Here is a 21,798-nt window from a genome sequence, read left to right on the forward strand (position 1 = left end):
GAGAAGTTAAGCCTGATAGCGCCAATGGTACTACAATCGTGGGAGAGTAGGTCGCCGCCTTCCTTGAAACCCTTCATAGAAATATGAAGGGTTTTTTTTATGCCCTAATCTTATTATTAATCTATTTTGAAATGAGAAATCTTTACATTATTATATATAGATTTAATTAGAAGGCACCATAACAGCAACCATGAGAACAGAATACAGGAAATCCTGGTTCAAAAGGCCTACATTGATCAGATGTGTTACAACTTTGACCAGTATACCCTCCTCCAGGCCTACAGTTGTTAAAATATGTAGAACTGCTACCTTTAATTATAGATTGATCAGTTTTACTTAGTTGTCTGACACCTTTCAAAGCTAAAATTTTCTTATACATAATGATTAATTTAAGAGGTTACTATTTTTTTAAGATGATATGAAGTTATAAAATTTGAAGCATTTTTTGTGAGAAAGTAGAATTATTCAATTATAGGAGGTTTGATTTTTTTTCAATTTGTTGTGAAAACCTTCTTTTTTACCAGAACCTAAAAAGAAGATGTACTACATTCTAAGGAAGGAATGATTAAGTTATTATTTTTAACTTATGTGTACCTAGGGTCTTGTATATAGTCTTGTTTTTGTATTTTAATAACTTCTATACTTAAAAAATCAAACTCTTCTACAACTTTACCATAAATTCGATAGATACCTTTGGTTCTTAATCTGTACTTTTCTTGAACTTTGGGAAATAACACCGTATCAAAAATATTTCCAAATTGATCTAAAAATGTAGCAAAACTCATACGTTTACCTGTATGTGTTTTGGTATTTTTCATTGCAATAAGATATCCATAGATATCTATATGTTTGTTTTTATAGTTATTGAGTTGATTTGCACTAGTTGTATTTTTAGGGGGTGAACTTAATAATTGATAATACCCAAAAATAGGGAAACCAAAGGCTTCAATTTGTTCGAATATAGTTTCTAATTTGGCTATTTTTAGTTTGGGTAACTTGTGTTCAGTAGGTTTTGGATTGAATAGTAATGTTTGAATTTGAGTATTTGAAGTGGATTTATTTAATGTAAGATGTGTTTCCCATAATAATTCATGCTTATTTTTATTGGTAAATCTAAATGCATCAATCTTGATAAGAATACTAATTTGTTCTATACTGATTTGTACTCTGTTTATAAAATTATCTAATGATGTATAAGGGCCTTGATCGTATCGATTTGTTAAAATTATTTCTGATGTCTTACTGTCTAAATTTCTTAGCATCATTAGACCTATATAAATATGATTACCTCTCAATGTGTGTTCATACTTGCTGATGTTGATACAAGGAGGGTGTATGTTTGCTCCTAAGATGTGTGCTTCATGTAGATATACTTCGGGATGATAAAAACCTCCTCCATTATTTAAAGTAGCAACTAGGTATTCTAATGGGAAGTAGGCTTTGAGAAATAGGCTTTGATAGCTTTCTACAGCATAAGATGCGGAGTGCCCTTTTGGAAAGGCGTATCCAGCAAAACTAGCTATTTGATCCCATATTTCATAGATAAGAGGTTCTTGATAGCCTTCATTTCTACAATTACTGATAAATCTATTTTTTACTTCCTTAAATTCTTTTCGCGATCTGAATTTTCCGCTCATTCCACGACGTAATACGTCTGCTTCATCTAGAGTGAGTTTTGCAAAGAAATGAGCTACTTTGATCACATCTTCTTGATAGACCATGATACCATGAGTTTCATTCATTAAATTAAGCATAATTGGGTGCGAGTTTTTTCTTCGCTCTATATTGTGTTCTCGTAAAATATATTCACGCATCATTCCACTCTTGGCTACTCCTGGTCGAATAATTGAACTTGCTGCAACAAGCCCAAGGTAATTGTCTGTTTTTAGTTTGGCTAATAACATGCGCATTGCTGGGGATTCTACATAGAAACAGGCAAGACATTTAGCATCTCGTATTAAACCATTTATTTTTTTATCTTTTTTGAATTTTTTGATATCATGAATATCAAAAATGGGAGCATTTGGCTGATTGTATTCTATAATCTTGATAGCATCTTTTATTTTTGCTAATCCTCGTTGCCCTAGAATATCAAATTTATAGAGCCCTAAGTCTTCTGCAATAATCATATCATACTGTACAGTTGGAAACCCTTTTGGAGGGAGGTTTGTAGCAGAATAGTAATGCAAAGGATCCTCACTGATCAGTATTCCACTAGCATGAATGCTGAGATAATTTGGCATCCCTTTGATAAGGTTACTATATTGGATTACTAATTTTTGAATTTGATCAAGATTTGTATTGTTATATTTATCATCACTTAATTTATCAATTTCAAATTTTGGAAGGCCAAATACTTTTCCTAATTCTCTTACAGCTCCTTTATAGTGAAAAGTAATGTAGGTGCCTAGTAGTGCTACATTATCAAATTCTTGAAAAATAAATCGGGTTATATCTTGTCTGTCTTTCCATGAAAAATCAATATCAAAATCAGGAGGGCTGGTACGATGTGTGTTAATAAATCGTTCAAAATATAAATCTAATTCTATTGGGTCTACATCTGTAATACGAAGCAGGTAGGCTACAATACTATTTGCTCCACTACCACGCCCTACATAATAGTACCCTTTATTTTGGGCATAGGTTATAATCCTCCAATTGATTAAGAAATAGGAAACAAATTTCATTTTTTTGATCAATGCAAGTTCTTTTTTTAATCGATCTATGACCTTTTTTTCGGGATTAGGATATCGGTATGTAAGTCCTTGCTGACATAATTTTTCTAGGAGATCATTGTCTTTTTGTATGCTACTGGTGTATGTTTTTTGATTTAAAGGAGTATTGTTTTTTGAAAAATTAAAATCTATATGACATTTGTTTTGAACTGTAAGTGTATTTTTTATGATGATATCAAATTCAGAGAACAATGCTTTTATTTCTTGATTAGAAATCATTTGCTCAGAGAAGCAGGCTTGTTGACCATTGGGTAAACGACTTAATAATATATTATTGTCAATAGCTCTTAATAAGCGATGGGCATTAAAATCTTTTTTGTTTCTGAAAGTGACAGGTTGTAGTATTACGAGTTTGTGTATCTGTTTATATAGACCTGATAGATAAAGGTTGGTAATTTCTTTTTGAGATATGCCTATGAATTCATTGGCAGTAAAATGAGTTTTTTTTAATGCTATTATTTGTTTAGAAGGGTATATAATGTATGCATTTTTGAAGGATGGAGCTATTTCTGGAAAATCAATTTTTTGATGAGAATAGTGTGATAAAAAATCATTTAACTCTTTGTATCCTTCATTATTTTTGGCAAGCCCTACATATAAAGGTTGATGATTGTTTCTGAAATCGATACCTATAATTGGTTTGATATGATATTCTTTTGCTTTTCTAATAAAATTTAAACAGGCAGATGTGTTATTGATATCAGTTAGTGCAAGACAGTCGATATTATTTTTTTTTGCTAGTTCAAGAAGATCTATTTCAGAAAAAGTTCCATAGCGTAAACTATAGTATGAATGGCAGTTGAGATACATAATAGGGATTTTTATTTTTACTCCTGATTATTGTTTTCTGTGCGCTAACACAATTGGCGGTTTTCCATCGAATGGGTTTTGCATTCTGCCTATGGTGGATGCTCCTATAGCAGCAGCTCTGATAACACTACGATCACCGTATCGACCTCTTATGGTATCTAGTGCTTGGTATAGGTTAAGTTGCTTTTGATTATCATCAAATAGGTTAATTTGATAATTACCACTGACTAGGTGACTGTATCGTATACCTATTAATCTGATTAGTAATCGCTTTTGATATAGTTTTTCAAATAATTCTAGAATTTTAGGAATAAGAATATGATCTGCACTGGTATATGGTATTTTAATTTGTTTGGTATAGGTGTTAAAATCAGAGTATCGAATTTTTATGGCAATACATGCTGTTAGCTTATTTCCTCTACGCAATTGGTAGGAGAGATTTTCTGTCATTGCTATGAGTAGGTTTCTGAGCATATGTATGTTGGTCGTATCTTTATCAAATGTTCTTTCTGTAGATATTGATTTACGTTCAGAAAAAGCAATAACGGGAGTATTATCTATTCCGTTTGCTCTTTTCCATATGGTTACTCCATTTGCGCCTAGTACTTTTTTCATAAGATCAGGAGGCATATCTTGAACGGTTTTTATATAGCGAACCCCTAAGTTGCGCAAGGTTTGATAGGTTTTGTTGCCTACCATTGGTATTTTTTTAACTGATAAAGGAGCGAGAAATGGCTTCTCTGTGCCAAAATCTATTTTTAATTGATTATTAGGTTTGGCTTCATTGGTAGCTACTTTGGATACTACTTTGTTACTAGAGAGACCAAAGGAAATAGGAAGTCCAGTTTCGGTAATTATTTTTTGTCTCAATTCTAGTGAGTATTTATAAGTACCAAAGAATTTATCCATACCTGATAAGTCAGCATAGAATTCATCGATACTTGATTTTTCAAATACGGGGACATTCTCTTTGATTATTTCTGTAACTTGGTCAGAGTATTTACTGTATGTACTGGCATTTCCTTTTATAACAATAGCTTCAGGACAGAGTTCTTTGGCTATTTTCATAGACATACCAGAGTGGATACCATAGGATCGTGTCTCATAGCTACAGGCGGCTACAACACCTCTATCGCTGACTCCACCAACTAGCAGAGGTTTTTTTTGTAAGGTGCTATTAATCATGCGTTCTACGGATACGTAGAATGTATCTAGGTCAAGGTGTAGTATAGTTCTCAATATAAAATAATATGGAATTATTCCAAAATTAAGGAATAATTCCATTTAATTGTGTGTTGATGTGAATTTTTTATTCACAAAAGAGATAAAAAAAAACGACACCTTAGAAAAGGTGCCGTTTCCGAAAAAATTTTATTTTGGGGCTACAAAATAAAATTCAGTATTGATTAATTTTCTGCCATATTATAGGTGGCAAATTGTTGCATAGCGGTTTGGGTTAGTTCTTTTGCTCTATTTACATAGAAGTTTTTTGTATCATCGAGAGATTCGTTTTTCAACTCGTTTTCACTTCGTACGTAATCGGATTGTGCCTCGAATTTGGATTCTTCATTTAGTACAACACTTAATTCTTGTAGTGCGTTTTCTAATTTTTGAAGAGCTTGTTCTGCTTTTGATTTTATAAGGGATTGTTTTTCTAATTCAGCAGCTCGTTTTGCTTCAAATTCAGCTTTTATTTTATTTTGTTCAGCTATTCGTTGTTCTAGCTTTTGTTGTTCGATTTCTAATTGACGACGTTTTGCTTCTAATTCTTTTTGTTTATTTGCTACTTCTTGCGTTGCTTCAGCTAATGCATTATCCTCTTCGATAGATGCTTCTTCTGTATTAGAGTAGCTAGCGCCGTTAGCTTGGCAAGAGGTAAGTTGTTCTAGAAGTTTGGCTCCTAGTTCTTTAGCACGTTTGGCATAATATCTACTACGCTCATAAGTATCTTGTTCTAATGAGCTTTCCATGTCTACTCGAGCTTGGTATGCAGTTTCATTTGCTGGTTTGCAATCACATTTATCAGATAAATCTTCTACTTTAATGAAAGCGGTTATGGCTTTGTCTGCATATTCCTGAGTGTGGAAAACGTTATTCGCCCCATGTGCTTTCTTACTATGTGAGTATGCATAACTGGCAGCTGTTAAGGCATCTTCATATGCATCTTGTGCATTAGTTGTTGGGATAAGAAATAACAATACTATGGGGAGTGCAATTTTTTTCATTCTTTTGGGGCTTTTAAATCACACAACAATAATACAATATTTTATTAGTAAACTCCAAGAAAAAACGTCATTAATCGATAAAATGCGCATTTTATCTTAATTTTTACGGTAAAACCTTAATAAAGGTGATAAATGTCCTACTGTGTATGAGAAAATAGGGGTTTATATTCTGTGTGTGCTAATAGAAACGAAGGTATATATGTAATATTATGTTTTTCCGTAATTTTTAAAAAATAAATTAATGATTTGTAGTATTGCTTTGTAAGTTAATTACGTATCTTACGTCTAAATACCTTATGAAACAATTAGTTATATCTTCAATAAATCATAATCTTAATAATGCGATTGCTTTACTTAAGGCTATAGATACCAGTACATATCAAAACAATTCTGTAGGTCCGTATTATTCGAGTATAGGTTCTCATATACGTCATACGCTTGATTTCTTTGATTGTATTATTAGTGGATTAGACTCTAATAATATTGATCTTACTGCTCGTAAACGGGATGAATTATTAGCGACCAATAAGGAGGTTGCAATAGAATACATATACAAACTTCAAGAGACATTAGTTTCTTATATTGATGTAAACACGGGATACCTGATTCATGTCACAGATAATATGGGGAAAGGAAAGGTGACTGTTAATTATACTTTAGAGAGTATCCTTTTGCATGCAAATAGCCATGCGGTACATCATTATGCTACTATTGGTTATATTCTTGATCGTTTAGGGGTGCGTATAGAAATTCCAGAATTTGGATATAATCCTACAACTCCTATCAATAAAAGAGAGGGGATATAGTCAAGGTATAGTATAGGGTTACTTTTTTTTGCCAAACATTGATTCCATGATAGTTTTTAGACCTCTAAAAGCCATAAATATGGCAAAGGCAGCACCAATTATTCCTACTATTAATATTGGGATATATAATGGGTGGTCTTGGTTTTTGAAAGCAGAATGAATAATCACTGGACTGATAAACATGAAAATAAAAGCAATTGCCATACGTTGTACGCCTTTGCCTAATAATTCTTTGTCTGTTCTTTTAGGCTCCATAATTTTTTATTGCATTGCGTACACTTTTGTACTGTTTCAACAATTTTTCTGCTTGCTCATAGTTGATGGTCAATTCTTCCATGATCATTCGTACCCCTCTGTCAACTAATTTGTTATTGCTTAGTTGCATATCAACCATTTTATTGCCTTTTACATGACCTAATTGGATCATAGTGGCTGTAGAAATCATATTCAATACTAATTTCTGGGCTGTTCCTGCTTTCATACGAGAGCTTCCAGTTACAAACTCTGGGCCTACTGTAACTACAATAGGAAATTGTGCAGTGGTCGCCAAGGGACTTCCTTCATTGCATGTAATGCATCCAGTCGTTATATTATTTTTGTTACAATGTTGTAATGCATGAATAACGTATGGAGTGGTTCCTGATGCGGCAATACCAATTACAACATCATTTTTTGAAATATTATGCTCTTCAAGGTCTTTCCAGCCTTGTTCAATACTATCTTCTGCATATTCTACTGATTTTCTGATTGCGGGATCACCTCCAGCAATTAATCCTATAACAACATCATGAGGAACGCCAAAAGTAGGAGGGCATTCACTAGCATCTACAATACCTAATCGACCACTTGTTCCAGCACCTAAATAAAAAAGGCGACCTCCTTGCTTAAGTTTTTGTACTATTTGAGTAATCAAACTTTCGATTTGAGGTATTGATTTTTCTACAGCGTCAGGAACTGTTTTGTCTTCTTTGTTGATGTTGGTAAGCAATTCATTGATATTCATTTTTTCTAAATGATTATATGTTGAAGCTTGCTCAGTAGTTTTTATAAAAGTCATGTTTCAAAAATACTGATTTTTGATTTAGAGAAAGGCTTGCTTTTCTTTTTAATATTGAAATGCTAATTTTTTATTGTTATATCAAATTTATTAGCTTCAGAAAGGTTAAAATATCCTAATGCATAATTATCTGTATTGGTGGTATTAATGATATTACCTCTTAATTGTGCTGGGGGTGTTTGAAAAGGATTTCCTCCTTGTTGATCACTTTGCTCAATAAGTAAGCTTGTATATTTATAATACCGTTTATCGATTCCTAAAATCTTGATAGTTAGATCACGCCCGTTTACCATATCTTCATAAAAATAAGAGAAGTTAAATGGTTTTCCCTGATAGAAACGATCTTCACTTGCCAGGAATAAATTAAAGTCAAAGTCAAAAAGATAAAAATCATTTCGAGTTCCGTCGTCTGTAAAAAAGATTATAATTTCTGTTTCATTATCAAATAAGGTGTTTTCTCCTTGTTCTATGTTATCAATAGAAACTGTGGGAATAAGTTGTGTTGTTGCTTTATAAGTTTCGTTATTATACACTACTGTTAGTTCATAGGTAGTACCAAATTGAGGGATAGGGAATTCTTCTGCGGGAACATATAAACCACTGTCTGGTACTTGCTCAAAATTGATAATTGTATTGTTGTTTGTATTGGTAATATAAACTGTTGCACCCTGTACTTCTGGGATGTTTTGGTCAAAGAATGAAGCAGAAAGAGTAAGCCGTACTTTGGGATCAAATTCTATAGGAGTTTCATTGAGATATAGTTCAAAAGATGCATCGATGACTAGTTTTGGTTTTCCGTTTGGAACATCTACTTCTACAACGTCTTCACAGCTTACCAATACTAATATTCCAAGTATAAGAGTTATTAATTTTTTCATTTTTTTAGAATTTAAAATTATAGGTTACCGCAGGTATAATACCAAAAACTGAAGTCCTCACGGCTTCATTTGCATAAGTGTCTTTGTTTCTTGCAAAATTAATTGATGCTGCATTTTTGCGATTGTATAAGTTGTAAATACTGAACACCCATTCTCCTTTCCATTTTTTTGTTTTGTTTTTTCTAGGAGTAAGTGTAGCAGATATATCTACTCTGTGATAGGCGGGTAGTTGTTCGCTATTCCTTAGCCCATCAAATAGTGGGATTGATAGTCCCTGATATTCAAATTGACCTGTGGGGTAGTTGGTAGGTTGTCCTGTTTGAAACACAAAATTAGCTCCAAATTTCCATTTTTTATTGATCTCATAACTTCCATTAAAAGAGATGTCATGAGTTTTATCATAAGAGGTTCTATACCATTGTCCGTTATTAATTCCAGGCTCTTGATTTGTTCGACCTAGTGTTCTTTGCTCAGATCTTGATAGGGTATAAGCTAACCAACCTTTAAACTTGCCTTCGTTTTTTCTGACTAAAAATTCTAGACCATAAGCCCGTGCTTTTCCATTAAGAATATCTTGTTCGATGGCATTATTAGCGATCAAGTTTGCACTGTCAATGTAATCAATACGGTTTTTGATGTCTTTATAAAAAAATTCTGTTTCTATTGTGTACTTATCATCGTTTATGCTTTTGAAATATCCTACTGCGTATTGATTAAGCAATTGTGGTTTTATGTATTTACCGCTGGGGGTCCAGACATCTAGTGGAGTCGGGGAGTTGGTGTTGGAGAGTAAGTGAAGGTATTGTGACATTCTGTTATAACTTGCTTTTATAGAGGTGTTATTGTTAAAAGCGTAGGCAAGGGTAATTCTGGGTTCTAGATTGGTAAAAGTCTTGATGATATCACTTCTGCTATATTTTTTGATACCAATACGATCGTTTCCTTCATAGAATTGTAGTTCTTGATTATAAGAAAGAGGGTTGTCATTTTGATATATGTTTAATTCTTCTTGCCCAAATCTGATAAAATGACTTGCTCTAAGGCCGTATTGAAGTGTTAAATTGTTTGATATTTTATGCTGTGCATCTATATATACAGCGGATTCATTGGCGTATTTATCGATAAGTTTTTCTCTATTGATTCCAGATTTTTTGTTATTAGGTTTAATTTCACCAGGGTTAAACTTAAAATAAATGGAGTTGATTCCGTAATTGAGTTGAAAATTATCACTTATATAATGCTTGAAATCGTATTTGAGATTAAAGTTTCGTATACCAGAATCCCATTTGAATCCTACAAAATCTAATTCTAATCCGTAAAAATAATCAGAGTATATAAGGGATAGGTTAGAGAATAATTTATCAGAAAAAAGATGATTCCATCTAAGATTAAGTACAGTATTGCCATAGGTATTTGTGAAAATTTCATCTAGTGCAAATACATCTCTACCAAAATATCCAGATAGATAGAGGTTGTTGTTATCATTAATTTTATAATTGAGTTTGGTGTTTAGATCGTAGAAATATGCAATATTATCATTGTCAAAAAGAGGTAAAAATAAGTGCGCGTATGATGCTCTTCCTCCTACCAAAAATGCTCCTCGGTCTTTTGCAATAGGACCTTCTGCGAGTAGCCTACTAGCTACAGCTCCTAAACCTCCATTGATTTTAAATTTTTTACTGTTTCCTTCTTTTTGGTATATATCTAATACAGAAGATATGCGTCCACCGTATTTTGCAGGAATTCCTCCTTTGTAGAGTTTTATATCTTTTATAGCGTCGGGATTAAAAACAGAGAAAAAACCAAAAAGGTGTGATGAGTTAAAAATCATAGCTTCATCTAATAAAATTAGGTTTTGATCGGCTGCTCCCCCTCTTACATTAAATCCAGAGGCACCCTCACCACCACTAGTAACTCCTGGTAAAAGAATGATGGATTTGATAATATCAGCTTCTCCTAAAACAACAGGTATTTGTTTGATGGTACCTGCAGTAAGTTTATTAATACTCATTTGAGGGGTCTTGATATTTAGTTTTTCTGTTTTTTCTGTAAGAATTACTTCATCAAGCATTTCTGATGCTTCTGTAAGCTGAATGTTTAGTTTTTTGTCTGCATTCAAATCGATTTCTTGTATGTTGTCTTTGAAACCTAAATAGCTAATTTGTAATTTGTATTTTCCTTTGGGTAGGGTTATAGAGTAAAAACCATATTCATTGGTAACGACTCCTTTTGCTATTTCTGGAAATAAAACATTGACACCAATTAGTGTTTCATTACTGGATTTTTCTGAAATAATACCATTAAGTGTATATTTCTCTTGACTGTAGATAGAGAATGATGTTAATAAGAACAGTAATCCAAGGTAAGCGCATATATATTTTTTCAAAAGAAACTATTTTATTGATTAACCGAATCTGAGTTATGCATTAGAAAATCGATCACCGTTTGCTGCTATTTTTAATTCTGACAACAGTGCTCTAAAACATAATACAGATTGAATTGTATGTTTTGTAAAGGAAAAGATATGTTAGGAGTTCTACAATTATTATTTTGTTAATTCTGTGTGTGTTATTTTAAAGATATTTTTTAGAGTTTAATTTTCGAATATAGCAACTGCTCGAACAGGAGAACCTGTTCCTCCTTTAATTTTTAGAGGTAAGGCAATAAACCTGAACCTACCACGACCTATAAGTAAGTGTAGATTAATCATATTCTCGTAGTGTGTAAAACCGAGCTCTCCACAGATATGGTGCACCTTTTTATTTGATATTCCAGGAACTCCTGGAGACATGGTTTCAACTCCAAAAGCTGATATTTTCTTTTCCCCTAGCCACCTTGCTGACTCTGCTGTAATCCCTGGACCATTTGCCCAATCTTTTTTGCCAAATGTTTTTCTATAATGATTGGTGTATAAGAGTATGGTATCTCCTTTTTTGATGCTTACTTCTTCTTTTTTACAGGCATTTTCAATCTCATGAGGTTCGATTAGTTCTTTAAGCCCTTTGTGAGATAAATCTAGACAAATTCCTTCTGTATAGAACATTGATAAAGGCATGGTATCTATAGATTGTCCTTGATATTCACGTGCCATATGATTTATAGCATCTACATGGGTTCCTGTATGCTCTCCTAATTCTAGCTTATGAACTGCAGGAGTTTTTGTTTTAGGGTTCTTAATACCTTCCCATTCTTCATGTGAGTTGTGAATTGACATTTTTACTTGTGGGAGGTTTTTATAAACAGGCATTCCTTCATAAATCTCTTGGCTTAAGTCAATAATCTCGGTCATCGTGTTCATTTTTTAAATTAATGGTAATGTTCTGTATGAGATTTCTAAAAAAGTAAAAATACTTATTTTGTATTTGTAATATAGAGTTGAAGGCTGGTAATTTGTTTGGTATTTAATAATACAGAGAGAGGAAGAATCGTTTGTTATATGCTAGACATTTTGATGACATAGTGATGTCTGATAATTACATTTATGCTCTTTATACAAGAAGAAAGATAAGCAATGATCACCCAGATAATAGTAAGGTTTATGTGTTTGATTATGACCTAAACCCAATAAGAATATACAATTTAGATCGGTATATTCAATTTCTTGATGTGGATAAGGATACTATGATTTACGGATTGCATACAGAACAATTAGGGTGGGAAAGTGCTAAGCAAAAAGTGTTTATCTATAATTTAAAACATTGATAAATAACGCTGTTTTATGAGTCAATATTTATTTACTCACATTAATTATACTTAATGTTTTATAAATTCACCTGTACATTGTATTCATTAAGTATTTCCAGATGTTCTTCAATCTCGAATTCTGATTCTTTAAATCGATTACGTCTTGTAATACTTTCTTCTTTACGTATGATACTTCTTACAAAACGACGCACAGCAGTTTTATCTTCTATAATTAATCCAGGGATAGGGGTGCTTTTGCCTTTATTGTTTTTTGCTACCATTGTAAAATAGCTAGAATTGCAGTGTTTTACTTTTCCTGTTTGTATATTTTCTGATTCTACACGTACTCCTACTACCATAGATGTATTCCCTACATAATTTACAGATGCTTTGAGGGTTACTAATTCACCTACTTCTATTGGTTTTAAGAAGTCTACCTTGTCTACGCTTGCAGTAACACAATATGTTTCTGAATGTTTGGAAGCGCATGCGAATGCAATTTGATCCATAAGAGACAAAATATAACCACCATGTATTTTACCACTAAAATTAGAATGAGAAGGAAGCATCAATTCAGAAATGGTTACTCTGGCTTCTCTATTGGTTTTATATTTTTTCATAGCGCTTAATTTTACAAGGTTTACAAGGAGACTGCTTTTTAGTAGCGGTTATACGATTTACACATAAAAATTTCGTATATAGTTTGTTTCTTTTGCACTATATCTGTGTTATAAAATTCAACAATAGCTAAGGCTATTCTTTAATTTTACGCCTTAATCTAACACAAAATAATTCAAACTCTTTATACGAAATTCTTATCCATAACTCGTATTACTTATTCCTAAAATGGGGAGAAACTTCTTCGACAACATCGATTACAAAATATTTGGTATCTCCAAGCCATGAGATTTTGGCAAATCGTTCTTTGTATTTTAGTTTTACATATCTACCTTGAAACTTCTCTAATTTTTTTATAATATCCTCATTCTTATCTTCAACAGAAAAACTAAATATTTGTGCTCCAGAGATTCCTTGACTGATTTCACCTTCCCAGGTTTTTATAGCTACTCCTTTGTAGCTAAACTTTATTAATTCACCACTTCGAGTTCCTTCACTATACGAAGCGTAATATATAAATGCATACCATCCTGCAAAAAGCAGTGTAATGGATATTATGATTATAATAAGTATTTTTTTCATGATCAAAGAAATTATAGTATTGGCTCTTCTTTATTTGATAAATCAGTTTTGTTTTTTTACTGAAACAACTTTTCTAATTAATAAAATAAATCCAATTGTAAATATGATTCTGGCTATAATAGAAATAACATTAACACCCATTATAAGTTTAGCATAGGTTTCAACTCCCCATTGGCGACTTATATAAAAAGCTCCTATTAGAGATGCAATAGCGCATAATAACCCAAGTATAGAGCCAATAACTAATAAAACACCAGATGGCGATATTCCTTTTTTTGCAACATAGTATAAACAGCTAATTAGAATAAGAATTTGAGCAATAGGGCTTATTATACCAATAATTACCCCAGATAGTATTTCAACAAAATTCTGCTCCATTTTTTATGTCGTTGTATTATTTCCTTTTATTGCTTTTTTGATAAGTAAATAAAAACCTATTATAAAAAGTATAGATCCTATAAAAGCAATAAAGTTCACTCCTGAATTAATGATACTATATAGGTTGAATCCCCATGAGTCTACTAGCATAAAAAGGAATTGATGTATAATGGCTACAATAAATAATAATATATTACCTATAAGAATTAAGACTCCTTCTTTTGTAGAACCAACTTTACTTATATAATAGATGGCAAGAATTATAAATACAATAATTGGTATGATATAGAATATAATCCCTGTGATTCTAAGTAGGATTTCTGAAAAATCAGTATCGATCATGATTTATTTTTTTGATTAATTTTTATATGTTGTTTTATTCATTCTCTTCTGTAGCTCTTTTTATAACAGCTTCGGGAAGAGATTTTTTGGCTTTGGCCCCCATTTTTTTGAGTTTTTCTACGCTTGTAATAAGGTTTCCTCTACCATCTACTAACTTATTCATAGCTGCAGAATAGTCTTTTTTTGCATCATCAATTTTTTTACCAACTCCTGTAAGGTCTTTTACCAAACCTTCAAATTTATCATATAGTGCTCCTGCTTGTCTGGCTATCTCAATTGCATTACGTTGTTGTTTTTCATTATTCCACATAGTATCAATAGTGCGTAGTGTGGCAAGAAGGGTAGATGGTGTAACAATAACTATATTTTTCTCAAATGCTTGATTGTATAGTTTGTTATCTTGATTGATTGCAATAGCAAAAGCGGGTTCTATGGGTACAAACATAAGAATAAAATCAGGGGATTCTATGTCGTATAAATCCTGATAATTTTTTTCTGATAATTGGTCTACATGACGTTTTAAAGAAGTGATATGCTCTTTGAGATGCGTTTCTCTGCTGTCCTCGTTTTCTTCATTGGTATAGCGTTCGTATGCAGTAAGGGCTACTTTTGAGTCAATAATCATTTTTTTATTATCGGGTAGATAGATAACTACATCGGGCATCACTCGTTGCCCACTGTCTAATGTGAAACTTTGTTGTACAAAATATTCACGGTCTTTTTCTAATCCTGATTTTTCTAATACACGCTCAAGTACCAATTCACCCCAGTTTCCTTGCATTTTACTATCTCCTTTTAATGCTTTGGTAAGATTGGTAGCTTCTTTACTCATTTGCTCATTAAGGTCTTTAAGGCCAATTATTTGCTGGCGCAATGCCGCATGATAGTCGATGCTTTCTTTATGAGTTTGCTCTACTTTTTTCTCAAAGGTATTGATCTTTTCGTGTAGTGGATTTAAAATATTTTTAATATTTTCTTTATTCTGCTGAGTAAACTTATTAGATGTTGAATCTAATATTTTATGAGCTAGGTTCTCAAAATCTTTGGTGAATTTATCTTGAAGTTTTTCTACTTCTTCTTTTTGAGATGCATTTTTGAGCATTAGATTTTCATATTCTGCATTACGACGCGTAAGTTCTGTATTGAGAAAATCCTTTTCTCTACGAATCTCTTCACGCTCTTTTGATAATTCTGTATATCGATTTTCTGAAGCTTTTTTGAATTCATCAAATTGAGACTGAATCAGGTTTGATCGTTCATTGATAGCACTTTCGTCACTTTTTTTCTGTAATAGGGTTACATATTTACCAATAAAAAAACCAGCAATAATTGATATAATGATTCCTCCAACAGCAATGAAGATGGGTGTGTATTCTGACATGTAACCTATTGTTTATTTTGTTCAAATATAAAGAAGTGAATTCAACTTTTTTCCATTCGTTATAAAAATGCTCTTTTTCATTCAATTTTTGTTTTTTTCTAGCTTCGTAGCGTTGCTATAAAGTGTGAAAAGCACTTTAATAGCGCAAAAAAACTATTTTTTGTTAGAATCAAACAGTTAAACTGTTTCAAAGATACGCAATGAAACGGGACAAGAGGTTTTGCTATTAATTTAACCCCGTAATTCATCTAATTTTTTACCTAAGAGATAATTTATTTATATCAATACAAAAAAAAGAGGCTATCTTTTTATGGATAGCCTCTGAGTTTTTTTTAAAGAATTTATTCTTCTAAAAAATTATGGGTTTACTTCTGTTAATGTTGTTGTTTGTACTTTTACATCAAATGTAATTTCACCATTATTTCCATCACCTGGAACTAATGCTGTGATTTTTATCATTCCCTTATTACCATAGCTGTCTACAAAGTCAATTACATCACCAACTGCTAAGTTGTTTATTCTTTGGCTTGCAGGTTGTGTGATGAAATCTAAATCACTTTTTGTGGTTATTGCATCAAATTCAGCAATAGTTTTAGAAGATAAATCAAAATAAACTTTGTTTAATTCTTCAGTAGTTACACCTCCTATAGTTGGCACATCTATAATATTAGTTGGGTAGTTATTAGAAGAAGCTAAAGAAGCTTTTCCTGTTAGTCCATAGTAATACCCAAAATCCCACAAAGCACTATATTCTTCACCTTGATTGATTTTATATACCTTACCATCAAAAATAGACATAAAAGTAGAAGACGATCCATCTCCAAGAGGTGCTTCTAAAAGAGTCTGCGTATAAGACTTTACACCATTACCAACAGCACCATTTCCTGCTTTGATTGTAATCGTACCAAAGTCGTAATCTCCGATAGCATTTCTTTTTGATACATTTCTAAAATCACCTCTTCCTGTAGTTGCCCATAATACATAGGTTACAGTACCGTTTGCACTAGATGGAGTGTCAAAGTCAATATTGAATGTAAATTCTTTTTTATTATCACCTACTAAATCAATAGAACCATCCTTTTTTTCATCAACAGCTTGATTAGTGAATGCAAATGGCTCATTGGCAGTACCATCTACGTTTTTAGAAATGTAAAGTCTTTTCATTGACTTATCTGCAGTAAACGTCACATTTACTTTTACTGTAGAGTTCAGTTTATCTGTTGTAATCTGTATATCACGTTCTGCAGTATTATTAGCATTGGTGGTGTTTACTATAAGATCATAAGTGGTTTCTTCACTAGGACCTTCTATATCTGTATTGTCATCAGAGCTACAGCTAGTGATCAATGCTGATGAGGCTACTAAAAAGAAGATTGATTTGAGTTTTAACATTTTGTTCATAATAGATTTGATTTTTTGATTCTGCGCAAAAATATTGCTTTTTAAAATAAATTGTACGCATAAGTAACGCCAAAATTGTACAGTTATTCCGTAATATGCTTATTTATTCGATAAAAAGCATGGATAGGGAAGAAGGTAAGAAAGATAATGGGGTTAGGGATGCTTAATTTCTCACTTTGTAGGTACCAGATTTAGTGTCAAAATGGATTAGGTCTTCAGGGAAAAGGGAAGAAAATGCCCGACATTGTATTAGTTCTTTGGGTCTGCCAAATTCAAAACCATCGGGATTCATTACAATCATCTTATCACATAACTGTATGGCAAAATCAATCTCATGGGTTGAGAAAAGAATTGTTTTCTTGGTCTCAAAAGCTAAACGTTTTAATAGTTTCAAGATGTATGCTTTATGATATATATCTAAATGTGTTGTAGGTTCATCTAGGATGATAAATGGAGTGTCCTGCGCTATTGCTCTGGCAATAAGGACTTTTTGAAGTTGCCCGTCACTAAGTTCAAAACACCGTTTGGTAATAAGATCTGTAATATGAGTAACTTCTATTGCTTTTTGTGTTTTTTTAAGATCTTCTTCTGCCATTTTACCTACCCAGTTGGTGTAAGGTTGTCTACCCAGTGCTACTAATTCCTGAACAGTAAGATTTTTTGAGGCAATTTGTTCTGTAAGAACAATACTGAGTTGTGAGGCGAGTTCTGTAGACTTATAGGATTTTAATTCTCGGTCAGATAATAAAATTTTTCCGTGTAACTGTGGTTGTACTTTTGATAGTGTACGTAATAAGGTAGATTTTCCGATACCATTGGCTCCAACTAATCCAACTAATTCCCCTTCGCGTAACTTTAGATTGATATCAGTAGCAATGACATTAAGCTTTTTGTGTGTACGGTACCCTATAGAAAGGTTTTCTGTTTTGAGAACGATATTTATAGTTTCAGAATTAATAGATTCGTTTTTTATGTTTGGTTATAGTCGTATATCAAATAAGCTTAAATTACTTTAAAGATAAAAAATAGAATTTTAATCTGCTTTTTGATATTTTTTCTTTCTTATAAATAGGAATATCACTCCAAAAATCAATAGTATAAGTAATGGGATTAGAATATTGATAATTTGCCATAATGTTTTGTCGGTTACAACTTTTTCAACATTCAAAAATGGAATGTTTACTTCTTTACTTCTGATTTCTATAAGACCTGAATCATCTAGTAGGTAATTTACAGCATTTAATAAAAACTCTTTATTACCATATTTCAGATTCATAGTAGGGTCATATCCTAATTCTATTGGTCGTCCTTTTTGAGTCTGATTTTTGATAATATCTCCATCTGCAATAACAATCATTTTTGATGAGGTACTCTTATCTTTGTGAGATTCTATTTTATATGGTTTTATACGATCTTTATAGGTTGATTTAAAGTTTCCTTCTAGCAATACGGCTAGGTTTTGTGGTCCTTCTATATAACTTGCCATATTTGGCTTACGTCTAATGATATCTTCTAGTCGGATTTCTTTGGGTACTCCTTCTACTTTGGATTTGTCAGAACTGGTAAGCAGTATGGTTTTTTTTATGTCATTTTTGAGGGTATCTATTTGGTTTGAAAACTCAAATTTTACGGATTCAATATTTTTTACAATAGGATGATTTTCTGTACTTTTTGTTAGTGATCCGTAGTACCAAGGGTATGGGGTGAATTGAGTATCACTACCTTGGCCAGATGCTAATACTAATGGTGCAGAATATAAATCATTTACTAAAACAGGGTTGATTCTCACTCCGTATGAAAATAAAGCATCTCCAAGTCTTAAATCCTGCATAATTGCGACAGCAGAACCTTTAGGGTTCATTAGGCTATCAATCTCCATTGTTACAGATTCTAATAACCATAATGATTTTCCGCCATTCATAATATATTGATCGAGCACGTATTTTTCTTTTTCAGAAAAAGCTTGTGTAGGTTTGGCATTGATTACTAGGTCAAATTTTTGTAATTCTTGCAATGTTTTTTTAGGATTGCTCGCTACAGAATCTAGAGTAAATGCTCCTATAAAATAATAGTCTTGTAAGGTTTTGATGAAATCGGCAATATTGATATCTGGCATTTGCCCGTTACCTTTTAATACTGCTATTTTGTGTTTTTTAGGGTGTAAAAGCTTGGTTAACCCATCTGCAAAAGCATATTCTAATTGCTGTATTGAGCTGAGTACACGCTCTTCTGAGGTGGCTCCTATTGTATTTTTGATCAAAGGGATTTTGACACTCCTTTTTTGGTAACTTATGATTGCCCAGGGAACTACGGTTTCTATTTCTGTTTTTCCATTTTCTTGAACACTTACTTCCATTGGAGTAAGACCATATTTTTGTAACTCTGTAATAGTTTGTGGGCGTATTTCTTCTTCTTCTAATGGGTTTGTAAAAATGTACCGTATATTAGGGTTTATAGCATTGAATTCTTCTAGTAATTGTTTGGTTTCTGATTGTAAACGTCTGAATTCTGAAGGGAAATCTCCTTCTAGTAATACATCTACAAGCAAAGGAGCAGAGGCTTCAAACAGGAGGTTTTCTGTAGCTTCTGACAGTGTAAAACGGTGATCTTGGGTGAGGTCAAAACGTTTATAGAGAGAGTTTCCTAGAGATATTATTGCAATCGAGGTGATCAATGTGATACCAACAAATTTTAGTTTTTGTAGTAGTGTTCCTTTCTTTAAGGTGATAACTGTAAGGACGATAAAGAAAAAAATGATTCCTATAAAATAAAGAACATCTCTAGTATCAAGAATACCTTGACTCATTCGCTCATAATGCATTTGCATTCCTAATTGCTCAAAGGTATCATGAATACCTTGACTCATTCGTTCATAATGCATTTGCATTCCTAATTGCTCAAAGGTATTATTTAAGATTGCTAGTAACTCATAAGATGCTAATCCGCTAAAGCCAAAGAAAAAGCTAAAACATAAAAAAAGAGCTATTAAAAAAGCAACAATTTGGTTATTGGTTATTACAGAAGAAAATATTCCGATAGCAGTGTATGATGCACAAAGAAGTATGAGAGAGATATAAGAGCCTACAATGCTTCCTATGTCAAAATTTCCTACGGGGTTTCCTAATTGATAAATGGTATATATAGAAATAACACTGGGAATCAGAGAAATACAAATAAGAGATAGACTTCCTAGGTATTTACCTGTTGCCAAATGCCAGCTTTTGATAGGTTTGGTGAGTAATACTTCGAGTGTTCCTTGTTTTTTTTCTTCAGAAAAACTTCTCATGGTTATTGCAGGGATAAGAAATAATAATATCCATGGTGCTATTTTGAAAAAAGGAGAGAAATCAGCAAATCCACTATCTAGAATATTATATTGCCCTTTGAATACCCATAGAAAGAGTCCATTTAGAATTAAAAATATGGCAATCACCAAATATCCTACAGCAGAGGAGAAAAAGGTATTGATTTCTTTACGTATTAATGCAAACATAGGTTTCCTAATGTAATTTTGTTTAATATAATTTATAAACCACTTTATGACTATATGTCAAAATATTTTTGGTATTACTGACTTTATTTTATAGCTGAGGTATGGCAGTCGTTATTTTTTTTAAACTTGACTTAGACTCCATGCTTCTGGTTTCTGATTGAATTTATTTTTGGTATTTGCCCAAACACCTTTGAATAACGTAGAGTTTCTATAGTTATTGAGATGCTCTTCTGATTCCCAGTGGCTATAGGTAAAAAATTGAGTTGGTTGGTGTATATCTCTTACTAATTGTAGGTGACTACAACCATCAAAATTTCTAATTTTGTCTTTGTTTTGTTCAAAATTGTCTAAAAAAGCATCAATTTGATCGGGTAAAAAGCCCATTTTTACTATACGTATAATCATTTTTTTTGTTTACATGTTATTCAAAACTAACACTTACAGTATCTCTATAGTGTAACCCAAAGAGGCTTGAGGCTCCTCCTACAGTTTTGGGATTACTTTTATATATAGCTAATTCTAAATATCCCGAAGAATTAAAAACAGCTAACTTTTTACCATCTTCTTCTCGTTTACTTTTTTCGATATCAAAATTGATAGCATCACTATATCGTTGATATACATTTTCAAATACAGCGGTACGAGCGGTAATTTTAAATTTTCGTCCTTTTCCTATTTCTTCAAATAATTTACGAGTGATATTGGTAATCAAATTTCCATAATTATCTATATAGATAATACTACCTACAATTTGTTTATCTCCTAAATTCACAATTGGAGTGATCCCAGTAATAGTTTTGATGTCTGATATCGTTTTACCAATCACTTCAAGAGTTCCTCCTCTGGCAATGTGGCAAGCTACTGTTACAAAAACATCTAATACAGGAAAATTAGAAACAATTGCATCATGAATATTTATTTCTACTATTTTTTCTGGATTAAATTCTGATGTGATCAAACATATCAATCCATTGTTGGCACAAATAAAATAATGATCATCTAGTTTTACAGCAATATGTTTATTCTCAGGATTAAGTTCACTATCAATCCCTACGATATGAATACTTCCTTTTGGAAAACTTTTATAAGCGTTTTGTATAATATAGGCTGCTTCTGTAATATGAAAAGGTGATATTTCATGAGATATATCAACAATATTAGCTTCTGGTAACTCAGAATAAATAGCACCTTTGACCGCAGATACAAAATGATCTTTAGTTCCGAAATCCGTAGTTAAGGTGATAATTGACATGTACAAGAATTGTTAATATCTTTTGGTTGTAAGCGCTTAAAAATATGTAAATTTGTTATGAAGTTATTCAAAGTTTTTCTTGGGGTAACAAAACAAGGTAAAAATCATACGCTATTGTATTTTTTTAATGACTCTGTTGCAGAGTGATTTGATAAA

General features: G+C 32.2%; 21 protein-coding genes. 2 read left to right on the top strand and 19 right to left on the bottom strand.

Annotation, left to right across the window (positions count from 1 at the left end; translation table 11 throughout):
• Window positions 1–166: 166 nt before the first annotated feature.
• The 4 genes from DG508_RS21015 to DG508_RS11140 all read right to left on the bottom strand — a co-directional run bounded on the left by DG508_RS21015 (window position 167) and on the right by DG508_RS11140 (window position 5,770).
• A complete protein-coding gene (locus DG508_RS21015; RefSeq protein ID WP_159090796.1) occupies window positions 167–379 on the bottom strand; it encodes a hypothetical protein in 213 nt (70 codons plus the stop codon).
• Between the two features lie 205 nt (window positions 380–584).
• The gene (locus DG508_RS11130) at window positions 585–3,545 is read right to left on the bottom strand and encodes a DNA polymerase III subunit alpha (RefSeq protein WP_108868212.1); all 2,961 of its coding nucleotides are present in this window, start codon (window positions 3,543–3,545) and stop codon (window positions 585–587) included.
• Between the two features lie 27 nt (window positions 3,546–3,572).
• Window positions 3,573–4,787, bottom strand: a complete 1,215-nt coding sequence (gene dinB, locus DG508_RS11135) for a DNA polymerase IV (protein WP_108868584.1) — start codon at window positions 4,785–4,787, stop codon at window positions 3,573–3,575.
• Between the two features lie 164 nt (window positions 4,788–4,951).
• Complete coding sequence (locus DG508_RS11140) at window positions 4,952–5,770, bottom strand: hypothetical protein (RefSeq protein WP_108868213.1); 819 nt, start codon at window positions 5,768–5,770, stop codon at window positions 4,952–4,954.
• 296 nt (window positions 5,771–6,066) lie between these two features.
• On the opposite strand from DG508_RS11140, the gene DG508_RS11145 reads away from it, so the two are divergent.
• On the top strand, window positions 6,067–6,576 hold the full coding sequence (locus DG508_RS11145; RefSeq protein ID WP_108868214.1) for a DinB family protein: 510 nt from the start codon (window positions 6,067–6,069) through the stop codon (window positions 6,574–6,576).
• A gap of 18 nt (window positions 6,577–6,594) precedes the next feature.
• Here the strand turns inward: DG508_RS11145 and DG508_RS11150 are convergent, their stop codons facing one another.
• From DG508_RS11150 to DG508_RS11170, 5 genes are all read right to left on the bottom strand, one after another.
• On the bottom strand, window positions 6,595–6,831 hold the full coding sequence (locus tag DG508_RS11150) for a DUF6095 family protein (protein ID WP_108868215.1): 237 nt from the start codon (window positions 6,829–6,831) through the stop codon (window positions 6,595–6,597).
• Window positions 6,821–7,633, bottom strand: a complete 813-nt coding sequence (murQ, locus tag DG508_RS11155; RefSeq protein ID WP_108868216.1) for an N-acetylmuramic acid 6-phosphate etherase — start codon at window positions 7,631–7,633, stop codon at window positions 6,821–6,823. Before murQ ends, DG508_RS11150 begins: the two co-directional genes overlap by 11 nt.
• Window positions 7,634–7,695: 62 nt before the next feature.
• Complete coding sequence (locus DG508_RS11160; protein ID WP_108868217.1) at window positions 7,696–8,511, bottom strand: DUF4249 domain-containing protein; 816 nt, start codon at window positions 8,509–8,511, stop codon at window positions 7,696–7,698.
• 4 nt (window positions 8,512–8,515) lie between these two features.
• Window positions 8,516–10,897, bottom strand: a complete 2,382-nt coding sequence (locus DG508_RS11165; protein WP_108868218.1) for a TonB-dependent receptor — start codon at window positions 10,895–10,897, stop codon at window positions 8,516–8,518.
• A 207-nt stretch (window positions 10,898–11,104) separates the two neighbouring features.
• On the bottom strand, window positions 11,105–11,800 hold the full coding sequence (locus tag DG508_RS11170) for a cyclase family protein (RefSeq protein WP_108868219.1): 696 nt from the start codon (window positions 11,798–11,800) through the stop codon (window positions 11,105–11,107).
• 170 nt (window positions 11,801–11,970) lie between these two features.
• On the opposite strand from DG508_RS11170, the gene DG508_RS11175 reads away from it, so the two are divergent.
• On the top strand, window positions 11,971–12,213 hold the full coding sequence (locus tag DG508_RS11175; RefSeq protein ID WP_255412562.1) for a BF3164 family lipoprotein: 243 nt from the start codon (window positions 11,971–11,973) through the stop codon (window positions 12,211–12,213).
• Window positions 12,214–12,272: 59 nt separating this feature from the next.
• Here the strand turns inward: DG508_RS11175 and DG508_RS11180 are convergent, their stop codons facing one another.
• From DG508_RS11180 to DG508_RS11225, 10 genes are all read right to left on the bottom strand, one after another.
• On the bottom strand, window positions 12,273–12,815 hold the full coding sequence (locus DG508_RS11180; protein ID WP_108868221.1) for an acyl-CoA thioesterase: 543 nt from the start codon (window positions 12,813–12,815) through the stop codon (window positions 12,273–12,275).
• A gap of 211 nt (window positions 12,816–13,026) precedes the next feature.
• A complete protein-coding gene (locus DG508_RS11185; protein ID WP_108868222.1) occupies window positions 13,027–13,395 on the bottom strand; it encodes a 6-phosphogluconate dehydrogenase in 369 nt (122 codons plus the stop codon).
• A gap of 42 nt (window positions 13,396–13,437) precedes the next feature.
• The gene (locus DG508_RS11190; protein WP_108868223.1) at window positions 13,438–13,773 is read right to left on the bottom strand and encodes a hypothetical protein; all 336 of its coding nucleotides are present in this window, start codon (window positions 13,771–13,773) and stop codon (window positions 13,438–13,440) included.
• A gap of 3 nt (window positions 13,774–13,776) precedes the next feature.
• On the bottom strand, window positions 13,777–14,115 hold the full coding sequence (locus tag DG508_RS11195) for a hypothetical protein (RefSeq protein ID WP_108868224.1): 339 nt from the start codon (window positions 14,113–14,115) through the stop codon (window positions 13,777–13,779).
• Window positions 14,116–14,149: 34 nt separating this feature from the next.
• Window positions 14,150–15,496, bottom strand: a complete 1,347-nt coding sequence (locus tag DG508_RS11200) for a DNA recombination protein RmuC (RefSeq protein ID WP_108868225.1) — start codon at window positions 15,494–15,496, stop codon at window positions 14,150–14,152.
• A 357-nt stretch (window positions 15,497–15,853) separates the two neighbouring features.
• Window positions 15,854–16,897, bottom strand: coding sequence for a hypothetical protein (locus DG508_RS11205; protein ID WP_108868226.1), 1,044 nt, complete (start codon window positions 16,895–16,897; stop codon window positions 15,854–15,856).
• Window positions 16,898–17,060: 163 nt separating this feature from the next.
• On the bottom strand, window positions 17,061–17,870 hold the full coding sequence (locus tag DG508_RS11210) for an ABC transporter ATP-binding protein (RefSeq protein WP_328515276.1): 810 nt from the start codon (window positions 17,868–17,870) through the stop codon (window positions 17,061–17,063).
• Between the two features lie 60 nt (window positions 17,871–17,930).
• A complete protein-coding gene (gene gldG / locus DG508_RS11215; protein WP_108868227.1) occupies window positions 17,931–20,390 on the bottom strand; it encodes a gliding motility-associated ABC transporter substrate-binding protein GldG in 2,460 nt (819 codons plus the stop codon).
• Window positions 20,391–20,510: 120 nt separating this feature from the next.
• Window positions 20,511–20,795 (bottom strand): putative quinol monooxygenase, encoded by a 285-nt coding sequence (locus DG508_RS11220; RefSeq protein WP_108868228.1) that lies wholly within the window; start codon window positions 20,793–20,795, stop codon window positions 20,511–20,513.
• 16 nt (window positions 20,796–20,811) lie between these two features.
• Entirely contained in the window at window positions 20,812–21,642 is an 831-nt protein-coding gene (locus tag DG508_RS11225; protein ID WP_108868229.1) for an SAM hydrolase/SAM-dependent halogenase family protein, read from the bottom strand.
• Window positions 21,643–21,798 lie beyond the last annotated feature (156 nt).

This window comes from Aquimarina aquimarini, from assembly GCF_900299535.1.
Classification (GTDB): Bacteria; Bacteroidota; Bacteroidia; order Flavobacteriales; family Flavobacteriaceae; genus Aquimarina; species Aquimarina aquimarini.

What these genes read in the sequence shown, in the direction of transcription:
- DG508_RS21015 (WP_159090796.1), bottom strand. Translation starts at nt 379, where the DNA reads ATGTATAAGAAAATTTTAGCTTTGAAAGGTGTCAGACAACTAAGTAAA.
- DG508_RS11145 (WP_108868214.1), top strand. Translation starts at nt 6,067, where the DNA reads ATGAAACAATTAGTTATATCTTCAATAAATCATAATCTTAATAATGCG.
- DG508_RS11160 (WP_108868217.1), bottom strand. Translation starts at nt 8,511, where the DNA reads ATGAAAAAATTAATAACTCTTATACTTGGAATATTAGTATTGGTAAGC.
- DG508_RS11225 (WP_108868229.1), bottom strand. Translation starts at nt 21,642, where the DNA reads ATGTCAATTATCACCTTAACTACGGATTTCGGAACTAAAGATCATTTT.
- DG508_RS11150 (WP_108868215.1), bottom strand. Translation starts at nt 6,831, where the DNA reads ATGGAGCCTAAAAGAACAGACAAAGAATTATTAGGCAAAGGCGTACAA.
- gldG (WP_108868227.1), bottom strand. Translation starts at nt 20,390, where the DNA reads ATGTTTGCATTAATACGTAAAGAAATCAATACCTTTTTCTCCTCTGCT.
- DG508_RS11180 (WP_108868221.1), bottom strand. Translation starts at nt 12,815, where the DNA reads ATGAAAAAATATAAAACCAATAGAGAAGCCAGAGTAACCATTTCTGAA.
- DG508_RS11170 (WP_108868219.1), bottom strand. Translation starts at nt 11,800, where the DNA reads ATGACCGAGATTATTGACTTAAGCCAAGAGATTTATGAAGGAATGCCT.
- DG508_RS11205 (WP_108868226.1), bottom strand. Translation starts at nt 16,897, where the DNA reads ATGAACAAAATGTTAAAACTCAAATCAATCTTCTTTTTAGTAGCCTCA.
- DG508_RS11190 (WP_108868223.1), bottom strand. Translation starts at nt 13,773, where the DNA reads ATGGAGCAGAATTTTGTTGAAATACTATCTGGGGTAATTATTGGTATA.
- DG508_RS11140 (WP_108868213.1), bottom strand. Translation starts at nt 5,770, where the DNA reads ATGAAAAAAATTGCACTCCCCATAGTATTGTTATTTCTTATCCCAACA.
- DG508_RS11220 (WP_108868228.1), bottom strand. Translation starts at nt 20,795, where the DNA reads ATGATTATACGTATAGTAAAAATGGGCTTTTTACCCGATCAAATTGAT.
- murQ (WP_108868216.1), bottom strand. Translation starts at nt 7,633, where the DNA reads ATGACTTTTATAAAAACTACTGAGCAAGCTTCAACATATAATCATTTA.
- DG508_RS11130 (WP_108868212.1), bottom strand. Translation starts at nt 3,545, where the DNA reads ATGTATCTCAACTGCCATTCATACTATAGTTTACGCTATGGAACTTTT.
- DG508_RS11185 (WP_108868222.1), bottom strand. Translation starts at nt 13,395, where the DNA reads ATGAAAAAAATACTTATTATAATCATAATATCCATTACACTGCTTTTT.
- DG508_RS11195 (WP_108868224.1), bottom strand. Translation starts at nt 14,115, where the DNA reads ATGATCGATACTGATTTTTCAGAAATCCTACTTAGAATCACAGGGATT.
- DG508_RS11200 (WP_108868225.1), bottom strand. Translation starts at nt 15,496, where the DNA reads ATGTCAGAATACACACCCATCTTCATTGCTGTTGGAGGAATCATTATA.